Consider the following 12,968-nt stretch of genomic DNA (forward strand, 5'->3'; position numbering starts at 1 on the left):
ATGGCACTTCTTGAAATTGAAAATCTCGCCGTCGAATTCCAGACGTCTACGGGTCCGTTTCGCGCCGTTGATGGTGTGTCGCTGAAGGTAGATGCTGGTGAAGTTCTTGCAATCGTTGGGGAGTCTGGCTCCGGTAAGTCGGTCTCGATGCTCGCAGCGATGGGGCTTCTGCCGTGGACGGCAAAGGTGACGGCCGACAAGATGGTCTTCGACGGCCGTAATCTGCTTGGCATGTCGGCAAGCGAACGACGCAAGATCATCGGCAAGGATATGTCGATGATCTTCCAGGAGCCGATCGCCAGCCTCAATCCCTGCTTCACGGTCGGCTTTCAGATCGAAGAGGTTCTGCGAATCCATCTGGGTCTCGACAAGGCTGCGCGGCGCAAGCGCGCGATCGAGCTGTTCGAGGCCGTTGGCATTCCCAACCCTGCCGAGCGGCTCGGCCATTACCCGCATCAGATGTCGGGTGGCCAGTGCCAGCGCGTCATGATCGCCATTGCGATCGCCTGCAATCCCAAGCTTCTGATCGCCGACGAACCGACGACTGCGCTCGACGTGACCATTCAGAAGCAGATCCTCGATCTCCTGATGCGGCTGCAGACGGAGCATCGGATGGGCCTCATCATGATTACGCACAATATGGGCGTCGTCGCCGAGACGGCCGATCGGGTGATCGTTCAATACAAGGGCCGCAAGATGGAAGAGGCCGACGTTCTGTCGCTCTTCGAGTCCCCCAAGAGCGATTATACCCGGGCACTGCTTGCCGCCCTGCCGGAGAATGCCACCGGCGACCGGCTGCCGACCATCGGCGAGATTTTCAAGGGAGCGGCCCAATGACGCCAGTCCTCGAAGCAAAGAACATTGTCCGCAACTATTATCTGCCGGGCGGCCTCTTCAAGAAGGAGAGAACCGTACATGCCGTCAAGGGCGTCAGCTTCAAGGTGGAGCAGGGCAAGACGCTGGCGATCGTCGGCGAAAGCGGTTGCGGCAAGTCTACCCTTGCCCGCATCGTCACGATGATCGATCCGGCGAGTGGCGGAGACCTGTTCATCGATGGAACGAAGGTCGATATCGCTGCGGGCGATATGACACCGGAAATTCGCCGCAAGGTCCAGATCGTCTTCCAGAACCCATACGGTTCGCTCAACCCGCGCAAGAAGATCGGCGACATCCTGATGGAGCCGCTGATCATCAACACCGATACGCCCGCCGCTGAGCGGCGCGAATTGGCGATGGCGATGCTCAAGAAGGTCGGCCTCCAGGAGATCCATTTCAACCGCTATCCGCATATGTTCTCCGGCGGCCAGCGTCAGCGCATCGCGATCGCCCGCGCTCTGATGTTGAAGCCGAGGCTCCTGGTTCTCGACGAGCCGGTGTCCGCGCTTGATCTCTCGGTCCAGGCACAGGTGCTCAATCTGCTCGCAGACCTGCAGGACGAACTGAACCTCACCTATGTCTTCATCAGCCACGACCTGTCGGTCGTCCGCTATATGGCCGACGATGTCATGGTGATGTATTTCGGAGAGGCTGTGGAATACGGCACGCGGGATCAGGTTTTCAATGATCCGCAGCACAGCTACACGAAGACATTGTTTGCGGCCACGCCGCGCGCCGATGTCGAAACCATCAGGGCGCGTATTGCCCGTAAGAATGCCGCCCTGGTAGCTTCGTAGGCAGGGTTCGCCAGCGTTGGCGGCACCGGTGCCGGAGTGATGAGCGAGATGAGCGATGCCAGAGACTAATGGGACCCCTTACGCCATCATCGTCATGGGTGTCAGTGGTTGCGGCAAATCGTCCATTGGCCTGAGAATTTCGGAAGCCCTCGGCATGCAATTTGTCGAGGGCGACCAGCTTCATCCGGCATCGAATGTCGAGAAGATGTCGAAGGGCATTCCGCTGACGGACGACGACCGCATGCCTTGGCTCGATCTGATCGGTCAAACGATGAAAGCGTCGCTTGATCGCGGACAGGGCGTTGTCGTTTCCTGCTCGGCGTTGAAGCGCACTTATCGCGACCGGCTGCGCAAGGCGGTGAATGGCAATCTGTTTTTCGTCTATCTGTCGGGCTCGAAGGAGCTGTTGACGAAACGAATGGGCGAGCGCAAGGGCCACTTCATGCCCCCATCGTTGCTGGAAAGCCAACTCGCGACACTCGAAGTGCCAACCGGTGAGCCCGGCGTCGTGACCGTCGATATCGACGATACGATCGGAGGGATCGCGGAGACAGCGCTCCGCGATCTCAATATCTTAAGCCGATGGCCTAAAATCTGAATCCTGATTTAGATAAAGAGATAGAGCAGGATTTCAGCGGAAAACCGCTCACACTTTCGGCATCCCGCTCTCGCCGTCGGTCCGTAGCAGGACTGTCTTCTCGAAGAAGAAATGCGGCCGCAGGCGGACCCCGATGACGTTGCCGGCAAATGCCGCCACTGCATAGCGGCTGCCCGCTATGCGTTGAAGCGCTGCGGCGAATAGGCAGAAATGTCGATGAACGGCGCCCCACCGGTGATCACTTCCGCTAGGACGCGGCCGGTGACCGGCCCGAGCGTCAACCCGTGATGTGCGTGGCCGAATGCGAACCATAATCCGTCGTGTCGGGGCGCCTTTCCAATGATGGGCAACATATCAGGCGTGCAGGGGCGGGCGCCCATCCATGGCTCCGGATCAAGCCTTTCGCCGAGCGGAAAGACCGTTCGTGCCACCTTCTCGGCACGGTCGAGCTGCACGGGTGTCTTCGGCGCATCCAGCGCGGCGAATTCAGCACCAGTCGTCAGCCGGATACCGCGGCTCATCGGTGCAAGGAAGTAACCCCGCTCAGCATCGAGCGTCCAGTTGTTGAGGGTCGCATTGTTTGCCGCGGCATAGTGCATGTGATAGCCGCGCTTGACGCCGAGCGGGAAGGCGTAGCCGAGCCGACGTGTCGCAACCGCGGCCCAGGGGCCGAGCGCCAGGACCACATCCTCCGCGTCCAGCGGGCCTTCGCTGGTCACCACCCGCCAGCTCGCGCCGGAGCGACCAAGGGAGTTGGCGTCACCGCTGACACACCTGCCGCCGAGGCTCTCGAAATAGGAGCGATAGGCTATCGTCAAGCCGTGCGGGTCGAGCACCGACCATGGATCACGCCACCGCAGGCCGCCGAGGAAATCTCCCTTGATATGGGGTTCGAGCCGCGCCACGGCGGCGGCGTCCAACTGCTCGTGCATGACCCCGAACTCGGCCCGCAGCCGCTCGGCCTCGGCGAATTCGGCATCGCGCCGGCCGGCCGTGCGGAAGATTTCCATCCAGCCATCCTTGCGGATCAGATGCTGCGCATTGGACGCTTCGATCAGATCGTTGTGCTCGGAAATCGAGTGCTCGATGAGCGGGGCATAGGCGCGGGAGATCATCTCGTGGCGCTTGGCATTGGAATTCCACCAGTAGCGGGCGAGGAAGGCAAGCTGCCCGGGCAACGCCGTGAGGTGATAGTGGGCGTCGATACGGTTGTTGAAGGCGTAGCGTATCAAAAGGCCGAACTGCTGCGGAAAGCCATATGGCACGACGCCTTCGCGCTGAATGAGACCGGCGTTGCCGAACGAGGTTTCATTGCCTGGCGCCTTGCGGTCGATCAACGTCACCTGCAGCCCCCGGCGCTGCATGTGAATGGCCGTCGATACGCCGACGATGCCGGCGCCAAGTACAATTGCGTTCTTTGTCATTGCAGGGCAGTCCACTTATTGCAAGCAATGAAAATGCCGCTCCGACGCGCTGCAAGCAAACGAAAAATCTCGTTTCATTTCAAAAACATTGTCGTTTTCAGCGCCTCGTTTTCGGCTTTGATGCGGACATAAAGCACTGCCGCGTTGAGCACCGAGAATATCGCCGCGTAGACGGGCATCCCGAAGGCTAGAGGAAGCACGGCGATCTCGCCTACCACGACAGCATAATTCGGATGGGCCATGAACCGGTAGGGACCGCTGCTGACAAGTGGAGCGCTCGGCAGCACGATAATGCGTGTCGTCCATCGCCCCTTGAGCGTGCCGATGACCCAGAGCCGGCCTGCCTGTAGAACGATGAAAATGGCAAACCATATCGGGTCGACCGGGCGGCCCATCGCCAGCAACCACAATCCGGCTATCCAGCAGCTATGCAGGGCCACCATGTAAGGATAGTGCTGCGGCGCGACCTCCTTCGCACCGCTGCTCAGAAGCAACTGCGTATTGTGACGGGCAAGGGCAAGTTCCGCGAGGCGCTGTGCCGTCACGAAGGCGAGGAGTGCAACGGAGGGCCACATCATGCAACCCTCTTCAAGGTCACACAGCTTGCGGTAAAACCCGGCCCCATGGCGACCATCGCGCTGCGCTCCGGTAGCCCTGCCTTCAGGGCACGCTCGAGCACGAAGAGAATCGTGGGCGACGACATGTTGCCATATTCGGCAAGTACCGCGCGCTCGTGATCCAGAGTTCCCGATTCAAGCGACAGCGCGCTTTCCAGGGCTGCAAGCACCCTTGTGCCGCCGGGATGGCAGATGAAGCGATCTATATCCCGTCGCGAGAGGCCGTTGCGCGCTAATATCCCGTCAACGGCCGGGCCGAGTTCCGCCTCGGCAAAGGGCGGCAGCGATTGGGCAAGAACCACGCCGAAGCCGGTGTCGTCGATCTTCCAGCCCATGATGCCAAGCGTATCGGGGAAAAGATGTTCGCCCGTCGACTCAACCTCAGCCTTGCCCTCCGGTCCCGCCCGGAGAATGCAGGCGGCGGCGCCGTCGCCGAAAAGCGCCGTGGCGATGATGTTCGCGCGCGTCAGCTCGTCCAGCCGAAACGCCAGCGTGCAAAGTTCGACTGTTACGAAAAGCACTGTCTTGCCTGGCCGATCCTGGGCAAACCGCGAGGCAATGGCGAAGCCGGAAACGCCCGCGGCGCAGCCGAGCCCGAACACGGGAACGCGTTCGATGTCCGAGCGAAAGCCCATCCTCTGTGCGAGCTGTGCATCGAGGCTCGGTGTCGCAATCCCGGTGGACGAGATGGTGACGATGCAGTCGACGTCGCGTCCCTGCAGGCCCGCCTGCTTCAGTGCATTGGTGGTTGTCTCGAAAAACAGGCTGCGCGCCACCTCGCCATAGGCTTCCATCCGGTCCTGCCAGCCATGCGGCTCGATGAACCATTCCAGGGGACGGGCGGCATAGCGTTTCCGGATGCCCGCATTGTCAAAGACGCTGGCGAGATGCGAAAAGTCCCTGAAGCGGGACGAGAACAGGCGAGCGGAGGTCTCCGCTGCTTCCTTTTGTGTAATGACATGCTCGGGCGTCGCGACGGCAAGGCTCAGTAATTTTACGGTATCGCTCACGGAATACTCCTTCTGGCCGGCGCGTGAGCGGCTAACACCTCAGCCCTGCATTTATTCGGTGGCGCCGGGACCGCGCGACGAGAAAAAGAAGAGCCGCCATCGAATAAAGTTCCGGGCAACAGTGTTCATTCGGCGCCAACGTCATTTTCCTAGGAGATATCCCATGACGATCGCGACTGTTCGTATTGCTTCCATCCTCGTCGGCGGCTGCATTGCCGCTTTTGCGCTTTCGGCCCCTGCTTTCGCGATAGGCGGCGGTGGCAGCGGCAGTGGTAGTGGCTCAAGTGGCGCCGGTAGTTCTGGCGGCAGCAGCGACACGATGCCGACCTGCAAGAAGGGCCAGATGTACGACAAGAGGACGAAGAGGTGCGTCAAGCAGAGCAGCGCCAACGTGACGGAAGAAAACCGCACGGACTATGCCTATTCGCTGGCGAAGGCCGGACGCTATGAAGAAGCGCTTGCCATGCTCGATACGTTGAAGAACCCGAATACTGCCGAGGCCCTGAATTATCGCGGCTACGCCACCCGCAAGCTTGGCCGCACGGATGAAGGAATTTCCTACTACCTGAAGTCTGTCGAACTTGATCCCAAGTATGCGCAGGTGCGCGAATATCTCGGCGAAGCGTACGTCATCAAGGGGCGCCTCGATCTCGCCAAGGAGCAGCTCGAAACGATCAAGGCGATCTGCGGCACAGAATGCGAGGCGTATCGCGATCTCAACGAAGCGATCCTCAAGCCCTAGAAGCTGTGACCCTGACGAAATGCGGGAACGTGCAATCTCGGTTGAACGGGAACTACCAAATGCCGGTCGCGTACACCACATTTCCTGCCTATAGTCACGCAATACCGAAGCCGCCGGTGCAACCGGCGGCTTTGGAAGGAAAACCCGTGGCGGAGGTTCTCATCGCAAGCGAAGCCGATATCAGAAGCGGCCTGGCGGACAATCTGTTGCGGCTTTGGCGCTATGGCCTTGTGCTCTCGCATCGCCGCGACGTTGCCGACGATCTCGTGCAACAGACCTGCCTGCGCGCCCTCGAGCGCGTCGAGCAGTTCGAGGCAGGAACGCGGCTGGACCGCTGGCTGTTCTCCATCCTGCATTCCATCTGGCTGAATGAGATCCGGTCACAACGTGTGCGCCTCGGTCAGGGCTTCGTCGATGCAGACGAGGCCTTGGTCGTCGATGGCGCCCGCGACACGGAAATGCATGTCATGGCGAACCAGGTTCTGCGGCTGGTCAATGCGCTGCCGGATGCGCAACGGGCCGCGGTCTTCCTCGCCTATGTGGAGGGTCTTTCCTACAAGGAGGTGGCAAGCGTTTTGGATATCCCGATTGGTACCGTGATGAGCCGCCTTGCCGCCGCGCGCGCCAAGATCGCAGCCAGCGTCTCGGGAGAGGGGGCCACATGAACGACAAGAACCCAATCCCCACCGATGAGGAATTGACGGCCTATATCGACGGTGAACTGTCGGGGATCGAAGTATCGCGCATCGAAGCGCTTCTCGGTTCGAACGAGCGTGTGGCCGCAAGATTGGAGTTCCTGTCGCAGAGCAGCCTTGCGTTCAAGCAAGCCTTCGAGTCGCTGCTTGCCGCAGCACCCAAAGCAGAGCTCGATGCCATGCTTGGCATTGTGCCGGTCGCCGCAAAGCCCGCGCGCTCCAGTCGCCGCGGCTTCCTTGGCGCGCTTGCTGCCTGCCTCGTCGCCGGTGTCGTGGCCGACCGGGCCTTGATCGGGATTCGCAATCGCGTTCATGCCCCTGATGAAAGCAGCGAATGGCGCGCTGTCGTTGCAGGATACATCGCCCTCTATACAGCGGATACTTTGGCCGGCCCGTCGCCGTCCGATGACGCGCAGGCTGAACAACTTGCCCGCTTCGACGATAAGCTTGGGCTTTCCCTGTCACCCGAAGCTGTGTCGCTGCCGGGCATCGAGTTCAAGCGCGCCCAGCTGTTGCAGTATGACGACAAGCCGCTGGCGCAGATTGCCTATCTGGACCCGGAGACGGGCCCGTTGGCACTCTGCATCGTGCGCTCGGATGTTGGCACGAAGGAGCCTGACGTCGAAGGCCGGCACGGCATGAACGTTGTCTACTGGTCAAACACAACGCACGCCTTCATGTTGATCGGCCGCATTCCGATCGACCTCATGCAGGAACTTGCGGAGGATGTCAGGAAAAAGACCTCGGCATGAAGCGATGAGGGAGGCGGCGAAAAAGGGACTGCCCAAACCCGCCATTATTTGAGACAATTGCCTGGGGAGGACTGCCTCTACGGCTCGCTCAGCCGGTTTCGAAACGGTATCTCGTCGAAACATCCTTGGATCCTGCCCCGTCCGCAGCGGTCAGTCGGCTGTCGGCAAGCATCGAGCGAACATTTTTCATTGTTCAGCAAACGCGAGCCAGGAGCACTGCACATGGTAACGTGGAAACCCGATCCAAGCTTTTATCCGTCACCGCGAATGGCCATGAAGGCCGCGCCGGAGACACTCGCCTACGTTGTCGCCTTCGATCCGGCGCGAGCGGTTCCCGACGAGCTCGCGGTCGTCGATGTCGATCCGAAATCGCCCTCTTACGGACAGATCGTAAATACTCTCGCGATGCCCAATGTCGGCGACGAATTGCATCATTTCGGCTGGAACGCCTGCTCGTCCTGCTTATGCCCGAACGCACCACATCCGCACGCCGAGCGCCGTTATCTGGTCGTGCCGGGACTGAAATCCTCGCGCATCCATATCATTGACACCAAGCCGGATGGCAGGAATCCGTCCATCGTCAAGGTGATCGAGCCCGGCGACGTGGCCGAACGGACCGGTTACTCCAGGCCGCATACCGTTCATTGCGGACCGGAAGGGATCTATGTTGCCGCACTTGGCAATGCCGAAGGCAAAGCCCCAGGCGGCGTTTTTCTGATGGATCACGAGACCTTCGAGGTCCGCGGCCAGTGGGAAATGGATCGGGGGCCACAACAGCTTTCGTATGACGTCTGGTGGCATCTTGGCCACGATACGCTCGTCACCAGCGAGTGGGGCACGCCGGATACCTTCGAAAATGGTCTAGTCCCCGAAATCCTACTCGGCGCGAAATACGGCCGCCGTCTGCATTTCTGGGATTTGCACAAGCGCAAGCACCTGCAGACGATCGATTTCGGCGACAAGTATCAGCTCGTATTCGAACTCAGACCCGCGCACGACCCGACCAAAGCCTATGGGTTCGTCAACTGCGTGCTCAGTCTGGAGGACCTCTCCTCCTCGATCTGGGTCTGGCACCGCGACGGCGAGAAATGGGGGGTGACAAAGGTGATCGACATTCCGGCGGAGCCGGCCGATGCTGACCAATTGCCGCCGATGCTCAAGGGTTTCAATGCCGTGCCGCCGCTGGTCACCGACATCGATCTTTCAATGGATGACAGATTTCTCTACGTGTCCTGTTGGGGAACCGGCGACCTTCATCAATACGATGTCTCCGACCCGTTCAAGCCGCAGCTGACAGGCAAGGTCCGGATCGGCGGCATCGTTTCGCGTGCGTCGCACCCAGGTGCGAAGAATGGCGCGCTGAACGGCGGCCCGCAGATGGTCGAGATCAGCCGCGACGGTCGCCGCGTCTACTTCACCAACTCGCTCTATGGCGCGATCGACGAGCAGTTCTATCCCGATGGCGTCTCTGGCTGGATGGTGAAGCTTGACGCGCAACCGGACGGCGGCATCGCCTTCGACGAGAAATTCTTCGTCGAATGGCCGAAGTCGCATCGCCCGCACCAGGTCCGTCTCCAAGGTGGCGATTGCTCGTCAGATTCCTATTGTTATCCGTAGGGAGCGAGGAGCAGGCGATGAGGCGCCGATGAACGAGCTCTGGCCCTGGATACTGCTGGCGGGACTAGGCGCCTTTCATGGTCTCAATCCGGCGATGGGATGGCTGTTCGCCGTCGCGCTTGGCGTTCACCGGCAGAGCTCCGCCGCGGTGGTTCAGGCAGTGCCAGCGATCGCTGTCGGACACGCCGTATCCATCGCACTGGTGGCAGGAGCCGTGGTCGCGGCCGGTCTTTTCGTGAACCAAGATGCGGTGCGCACGGCCACCGGAGGGGCGCTGATTGCATGGGCTATCTGGCATCATGCTTTCGGGCACCGGCACCGCGTTCGCATCGGCTTGCGCACGGGGCTCGCCGGTCTTGCGTTCTGGTCGTTCCTGATGGCGACGGCCCACGGTGCGGGGCTCATGGTCCTGCCGGCCTTGATACCCCTCTGTCTCACCCAGTCGCCATTAGGCGAAATCGGCAGCGTTGGGTCCGCGGCGATGGCGCTCGCAGCGGTCGGCGTCCACACTCTTGCCATGTTGGCGGTCACAAGCCTCGTTGCCCTGGCGGTCTATCGCTGGGTCGGGCTCGAGATATTGCGCAGCGCCTGGATCAACGTGGATCTCGTATGGACGCTGGTTCTGCTTGTCACCGGTGTCGTGCTGCTGATCGTCGGGTGAAGGGGCCTCCTAACCCGTCGATGTGATCACCTCGGTCGCTGTGCGTTTCCATGCCAACTGCCCCACGCGACAAATGAGGTTCTCGACGTCGTGGCGGACCGTCATGGATAACTGCCCTTGCTCGCCACCGGCGGCGCCCTGCGTGCCCATCACCTGTGGGCGACACTTCTGGGCATCAAGTCGCCATTGACGTCAAAACGGGATCCGCACGTCCGAAAAAACGAGGAACTAAGGGAATTTTGCGAAAATTGCCTGTGGAACCTTTGATTCTCAAATGATTTCAAAGGCTTATCGAAATCGCCTTTGAATTCCCTCTGTTTTTCCGTCGTGAGCGACCGTGGATGCCACCTTTGTGCCCTGGGTTAGGGCGTCAATCAACAAGAGGATTGAGCGGCTTGATGGGCAATCGTCCCGTCACGGTCCAAAACACAGATGTGCGTCTCGTCCATCGAGACGTCCAATCCGGAACGGGTGGCAAGCGGAAGGTCTCATCCAGCACCTGAACGGGAAAACGTGCACCTGGTCTAAGTCAAATTCCGTTTCTTCTTTGAAGCTGACATTTGCATGGCGAGAAATGTCGGCTGAACTCGATCCTTTAGCTGTCCGCGCCTTTCTGCCTTCAAATCTCTTTCGAAGCGACATAAACTCCCACCGGTGGAGGGGCTTTGGCAAAACACGCACTCTTACGCCAGAATTCCGGGGGCCGGGGAGCGGATCGGACGGGTGGTGGCATGAGCGAGGCGACGGGGAATTTGCGCGACAGTTCAGGCGCGGCAGTACGGCCGCCGATCGCCTGGGCGCTCGCGGCGATCGCCGGGCTCGCGCTCGACTGGCTCTATCCGCTGCCGTTCCTGCCGGCGGCAGTGCCGGGCGGCTGGCTCGGCGGCATCGTGTTCCTCGCCGGCCTGGCGCTGCTGATCTGGGCGGCGGCGACCTTCCGCCGCGCCGGGACGCAGGTCCCGACCACCCAGCCGACAACGACGATCGTCGACGCGGGCCCCTACCGCTTCACGCGCAACGCGATCTATATCGGCATGTTCCTCGGCCTCATCGGCCTCGCCGTCGCCTTCGACAGCCTGTGGCTCATCGCCCTATTGGTGCCGTTCTATCTCGTCATCCGCTACGGCGTGGTCGCCCGCGAGGAGGCCTATCTCGAGCGGAAGTTCGGTGACGTCTATCTCGCCTACAAGGCCCGCGTCGGACGGTGGCTGTAGCGAGACGAAGAGCGGTCAACCTGCTGGAATGTTAGACCGTTTCGAGCAGACCAAACTGAACCGGGATAAGTTTGCGGATCTTGAGTTGCCCTGCCGCATTTTTGTCAATGACAGTCAGGAGCTGTGCTTTTTCAGATCCCAACGGCATAACCAGGCGTCCGTCGGGCTTGAGCTGCTCAAGTAATGCCGGCGGCAACCGCTCGGCCGCCACCGTGACCAGTATCTTGTCGAACGGGGCGTGCTCAGGCCAGCCGCGAGATCCGTCTCCGACACGAATGCCGACATTAATATAGCCCAGGCCCCGCAGCAGAGCCTCGGCACGGCTTGCAAATTCCTCGATGATTTCGGCGCTCCAGACCTGCCCGGCGAGCTCGGCGAGGATTGCGGATTGGTAGCCCAGGCCGGTGCCGATCTCGAGCACTGCCTCGTGCGGTTGGGGCGCGAGGAGATCGGTCATGAGAGCGACGATGAAGGGCTGCGAGATGGTTTTATCGAAGCCGATCGGCAGCGGCGTGTCCTGGTAGGCATACGGCGCAAGCGGGGCTGGCACGAAGAGATGCCGCGGCACCCGCTGCATCGCAGCCAAGACCCGCTCATCGAGCGACGCCCTGCCAAGCTCTTCGCTCGCAAGGTCGACGTGGATTGCAATCAACTCGACCATGTGCCTGCGCAGGACCGCGAGGTGCTCTTCATTCATTGGTTTCATGATCACGGGCTTTCCTCAGACAGTTTATTCCCAGATAGCTCTATGATCAAACTCAGGAATGATCGGAATGGAGTCCACTTGTGCCATAGCGCGAGCAAACCCCAGTGGCCGCAACGGGTCGATACGCGGGACTTTGGAAACATCATTAGCGAAGGTCCCGATGTGGTGCATTTGAGCAGTGACGGCATTCGGCCCCAAAGCGAACCTCGTCTCCTATCCAGTTTTCCAATCGGTAACCGAATTCCAAACGTGGATTCATGAAATCACGCGATCGACGCGGACAGCTTCTGAAGTCGAGGAACCTTCGAGAAAGCGGCGGTTCGACCCCAATTGACCGAGTGAGCGCTGGCGAATCCGGGAAAGCCAGCGCCCCCTCGATCAAGGATTTTTCTGCCAGAACGCGAGAACCGCCGTCGTGAACTCATCGGGGGCCTCCTCCGGCAGGAAGTGCCCGCTACCCGGAGTCGCAACGCCCTCGACATGATCTCCGATCTTCGCGACAGCCGCGCGCAGCCCGTCGCCAAGTCGATCGCCGCCGCCGAGCGCGAGCACCGGCATCGTCAACCTGAGCTTTCGCGCGCTCTTCCTCCTGAGCGATCCCTTCGGGACTGAAAGCGGCGCGGTGCCATTCGATCCCGGCGCGGGCCGCGCCGGGAGCAGAGAACATCCGGACAATTCATCGACAGCGGCGGGGTCGATCGCATAGTTGCGCGTGCTTTTGGTCTGGAATAGCCAAGTGAGATATGCGCGTTCATGCCCTTGAACGAGCACCTCGGGGAGGTCGTGCAGCCGGTTGAAACCGAACTGCCAGAGCTTCAGGTTGACCGCCTCGCCCGGAATGCCGGAAGGCAAGGGAGAGACGCCCAGGGTAGTCAGCACAGCCTTTGACGTCGCCGGGATAGTTTACAGCATACGGATGTGCGTCCATGGGCCGACATCATGCGCCACGATATCGACGCCACCGGGACGGTTCAGCCCCGTCGCCACCAGGAAATCGTGCAGGTCGCGAGCCGCAGTATCGAGTCATAGCCCGTCTGAGGCTTGTCGCTGTCGCCGAAGCTGCGTGGCTCTAGCACATAAACCTGCCGCCCAGTGGCGGTGAGGAGCGGAATCATCTTCCGCCACGAAATCCCACTTTCCGGCCAGCCAGGGAGTAGCACCACCGGTTCGCCCGACCCAGCGACCACATAGTGTACATGCACGCTGTTCACACGCACAACGTGACGCAGGACATCGGCAAAGGGATCGGTTTTTGGCGC

General features: G+C 60.7%; 15 protein-coding genes. 9 read left to right on the forward strand and 6 right to left on the reverse strand.

All coding sequences use genetic code 11. The features are described 5' to 3' along the window. From WGT02_RS05225 to WGT02_RS05235, 3 genes are read left to right on the forward strand one after another with little or no spacing between them, the layout of a single operon-like run. A complete protein-coding gene (locus tag WGT02_RS05225) occupies window positions 1-837 on the forward strand; it encodes an ABC transporter ATP-binding protein (RefSeq protein ID WP_024312948.1) in 837 nt (278 codons plus the stop codon). Further along, window positions 834-1,673, forward strand: a complete 840-nt coding sequence (locus WGT02_RS05230) for a dipeptide ABC transporter ATP-binding protein (protein WP_208248779.1) — start codon at window positions 834-836, stop codon at window positions 1,671-1,673. The genes WGT02_RS05225 and WGT02_RS05230 overlap by 4 nt, the downstream gene beginning before the upstream one ends. A gap of 55 nt (window positions 1,674-1,728) precedes the next feature. After that, the gene (locus WGT02_RS05235) at window positions 1,729-2,271 is read left to right on the forward strand and encodes a gluconokinase (RefSeq protein WP_208248776.1); all 543 of its coding nucleotides are present in this window, start codon (window positions 1,729-1,731) and stop codon (window positions 2,269-2,271) included. A gap of 176 nt (window positions 2,272-2,447) precedes the next feature. Here WGT02_RS05235 and WGT02_RS05240 read toward each other — a convergent pair whose 3' ends face one another. From WGT02_RS05240 to WGT02_RS05250, 3 genes are all read right to left on the reverse strand, one after another. Then, window positions 2,448-3,695, reverse strand: a complete 1,248-nt coding sequence (locus WGT02_RS05240) for an FAD-binding oxidoreductase (protein ID WP_208248773.1) — start codon at window positions 3,693-3,695, stop codon at window positions 2,448-2,450. Between the two features lie 74 nt (window positions 3,696-3,769). Further along, complete coding sequence (locus WGT02_RS05245) at window positions 3,770-4,273, reverse strand: isoprenylcysteine carboxyl methyltransferase family protein (RefSeq protein ID WP_024312944.1); 504 nt, start codon at window positions 4,271-4,273, stop codon at window positions 3,770-3,772. Continuing rightward, window positions 4,270-5,322 carry a type III polyketide synthase gene (locus WGT02_RS05250; protein WP_024312943.1) on the reverse strand — a complete coding sequence of 351 codons (1,053 nt, stop codon included), beginning with the start codon at window positions 5,320-5,322 and terminating at the stop codon, window positions 4,270-4,272. The genes WGT02_RS05245 and WGT02_RS05250 overlap by 4 nt, the downstream gene beginning before the upstream one ends. A gap of 163 nt (window positions 5,323-5,485) precedes the next feature. Here WGT02_RS05250 and WGT02_RS05255 point away from each other — a divergent pair, with 163 nt between their 5' ends. The 6 genes from WGT02_RS05255 to WGT02_RS05280 all read left to right on the forward strand — a co-directional run bounded on the left by WGT02_RS05255 (window position 5,486) and on the right by WGT02_RS05280 (window position 11,003). Further along, the gene (locus WGT02_RS05255) at window positions 5,486-6,064 is read left to right on the forward strand and encodes a tetratricopeptide repeat protein (protein ID WP_024312942.1); all 579 of its coding nucleotides are present in this window, start codon (window positions 5,486-5,488) and stop codon (window positions 6,062-6,064) included. Between the two features lie 59 nt (window positions 6,065-6,123). Then, on the forward strand, window positions 6,124-6,729 hold the full coding sequence (locus WGT02_RS05260) for an RNA polymerase sigma factor (RefSeq protein WP_208248770.1): 606 nt from the start codon (window positions 6,124-6,126) through the stop codon (window positions 6,727-6,729). After that, the gene (locus WGT02_RS05265; RefSeq protein ID WP_024312940.1) at window positions 6,726-7,511 is read left to right on the forward strand and encodes an anti-sigma factor; all 786 of its coding nucleotides are present in this window, start codon (window positions 6,726-6,728) and stop codon (window positions 7,509-7,511) included. The genes WGT02_RS05260 and WGT02_RS05265 overlap by 4 nt, the downstream gene beginning before the upstream one ends. Before the next feature lie 222 nt (window positions 7,512-7,733). Beyond that, entirely contained in the window at window positions 7,734-9,128 is a 1,395-nt protein-coding gene (locus tag WGT02_RS05270; RefSeq protein ID WP_024312939.1) for a selenium-binding family protein, read from the forward strand. Between the two features lie 28 nt (window positions 9,129-9,156). Beyond that, a complete protein-coding gene (locus tag WGT02_RS05275; RefSeq protein WP_024312938.1) occupies window positions 9,157-9,789 on the forward strand; it encodes a membrane protein in 633 nt (210 codons plus the stop codon). Window positions 9,790-10,520: 731 nt separating this feature from the next. Further along, window positions 10,521-11,003: an isoprenylcysteine carboxylmethyltransferase family protein gene (locus WGT02_RS05280; RefSeq protein WP_208248768.1), complete on the forward strand. Its 483-nt coding sequence runs from the start codon at window positions 10,521-10,523 to the stop codon at window positions 11,001-11,003. A 31-nt stretch (window positions 11,004-11,034) separates the two neighbouring features. Here the strand turns inward: WGT02_RS05280 and WGT02_RS05285 are convergent, their stop codons facing one another. From WGT02_RS05285 to WGT02_RS05295, 3 genes are all read right to left on the reverse strand, one after another. Next, window positions 11,035-11,709, reverse strand: coding sequence for a protein-L-isoaspartate(D-aspartate) O-methyltransferase (locus tag WGT02_RS05285; RefSeq protein WP_208248765.1), 675 nt, complete (start codon window positions 11,707-11,709; stop codon window positions 11,035-11,037). A 378-nt stretch (window positions 11,710-12,087) separates the two neighbouring features. Beyond that, the gene (locus WGT02_RS05290; protein ID WP_141652632.1) at window positions 12,088-12,588 is read right to left on the reverse strand and encodes an alpha/beta fold hydrolase; all 501 of its coding nucleotides are present in this window, start codon (window positions 12,586-12,588) and stop codon (window positions 12,088-12,090) included. A gap of 92 nt (window positions 12,589-12,680) precedes the next feature. Beyond that, entirely contained in the window at window positions 12,681-12,824 is a 144-nt protein-coding gene (locus WGT02_RS05295; protein ID WP_375679169.1) for a hypothetical protein, read from the reverse strand. Window positions 12,825-12,968: the final 144 nt, after the last annotated feature.

Origin of the sequence: Rhizobium sp. T1470 (assembly GCF_042140505.1) — a bacterium.
Taxonomy (GTDB): domain Bacteria; phylum Pseudomonadota; class Alphaproteobacteria; order Rhizobiales; family Rhizobiaceae; genus Rhizobium; species Rhizobium favelukesii.

What these genes read in the sequence shown, in the direction of transcription:
- WGT02_RS05265 (WP_024312940.1), top strand. Translation starts at nt 6,726, where the DNA reads ATGAACGACAAGAACCCAATCCCCACCGATGAGGAATTGACGGCCTAT.
- WGT02_RS05280 (WP_208248768.1), top strand. Translation starts at nt 10,521, where the DNA reads ATGAGCGAGGCGACGGGGAATTTGCGCGACAGTTCAGGCGCGGCAGTA.
- WGT02_RS05270 (WP_024312939.1), top strand. Translation starts at nt 7,734, where the DNA reads ATGGTAACGTGGAAACCCGATCCAAGCTTTTATCCGTCACCGCGAATG.
- WGT02_RS05255 (WP_024312942.1), top strand. Translation starts at nt 5,486, where the DNA reads ATGACGATCGCGACTGTTCGTATTGCTTCCATCCTCGTCGGCGGCTGC.
- WGT02_RS05275 (WP_024312938.1), top strand. Translation starts at nt 9,157, where the DNA reads ATGAACGAGCTCTGGCCCTGGATACTGCTGGCGGGACTAGGCGCCTTT.
- WGT02_RS05260 (WP_208248770.1), top strand. Translation starts at nt 6,124, where the DNA reads ATGCCGGTCGCGTACACCACATTTCCTGCCTATAGTCACGCAATACCG.
- WGT02_RS05245 (WP_024312944.1), bottom strand. Translation starts at nt 4,273, where the DNA reads ATGATGTGGCCCTCCGTTGCACTCCTCGCCTTCGTGACGGCACAGCGC.
- WGT02_RS05240 (WP_208248773.1), bottom strand. Translation starts at nt 3,695, where the DNA reads ATGACAAAGAACGCAATTGTACTTGGCGCCGGCATCGTCGGCGTATCG.
- WGT02_RS05230 (WP_208248779.1), top strand. Translation starts at nt 834, where the DNA reads ATGACGCCAGTCCTCGAAGCAAAGAACATTGTCCGCAACTATTATCTG.
- WGT02_RS05285 (WP_208248765.1), bottom strand. Translation starts at nt 11,709, where the DNA reads ATGAAACCAATGAATGAAGAGCACCTCGCGGTCCTGCGCAGGCACATG.
- WGT02_RS05225 (WP_024312948.1), top strand. Translation starts at nt 1, where the DNA reads ATGGCACTTCTTGAAATTGAAAATCTCGCCGTCGAATTCCAGACGTCT.
- WGT02_RS05235 (WP_208248776.1), top strand. Translation starts at nt 1,729, where the DNA reads ATGCCAGAGACTAATGGGACCCCTTACGCCATCATCGTCATGGGTGTC.
- WGT02_RS05295 (WP_375679169.1), bottom strand. Translation starts at nt 12,824, where the DNA reads ATGATTCCGCTCCTCACCGCCACTGGGCGGCAGGTTTATGTGCTAGAG.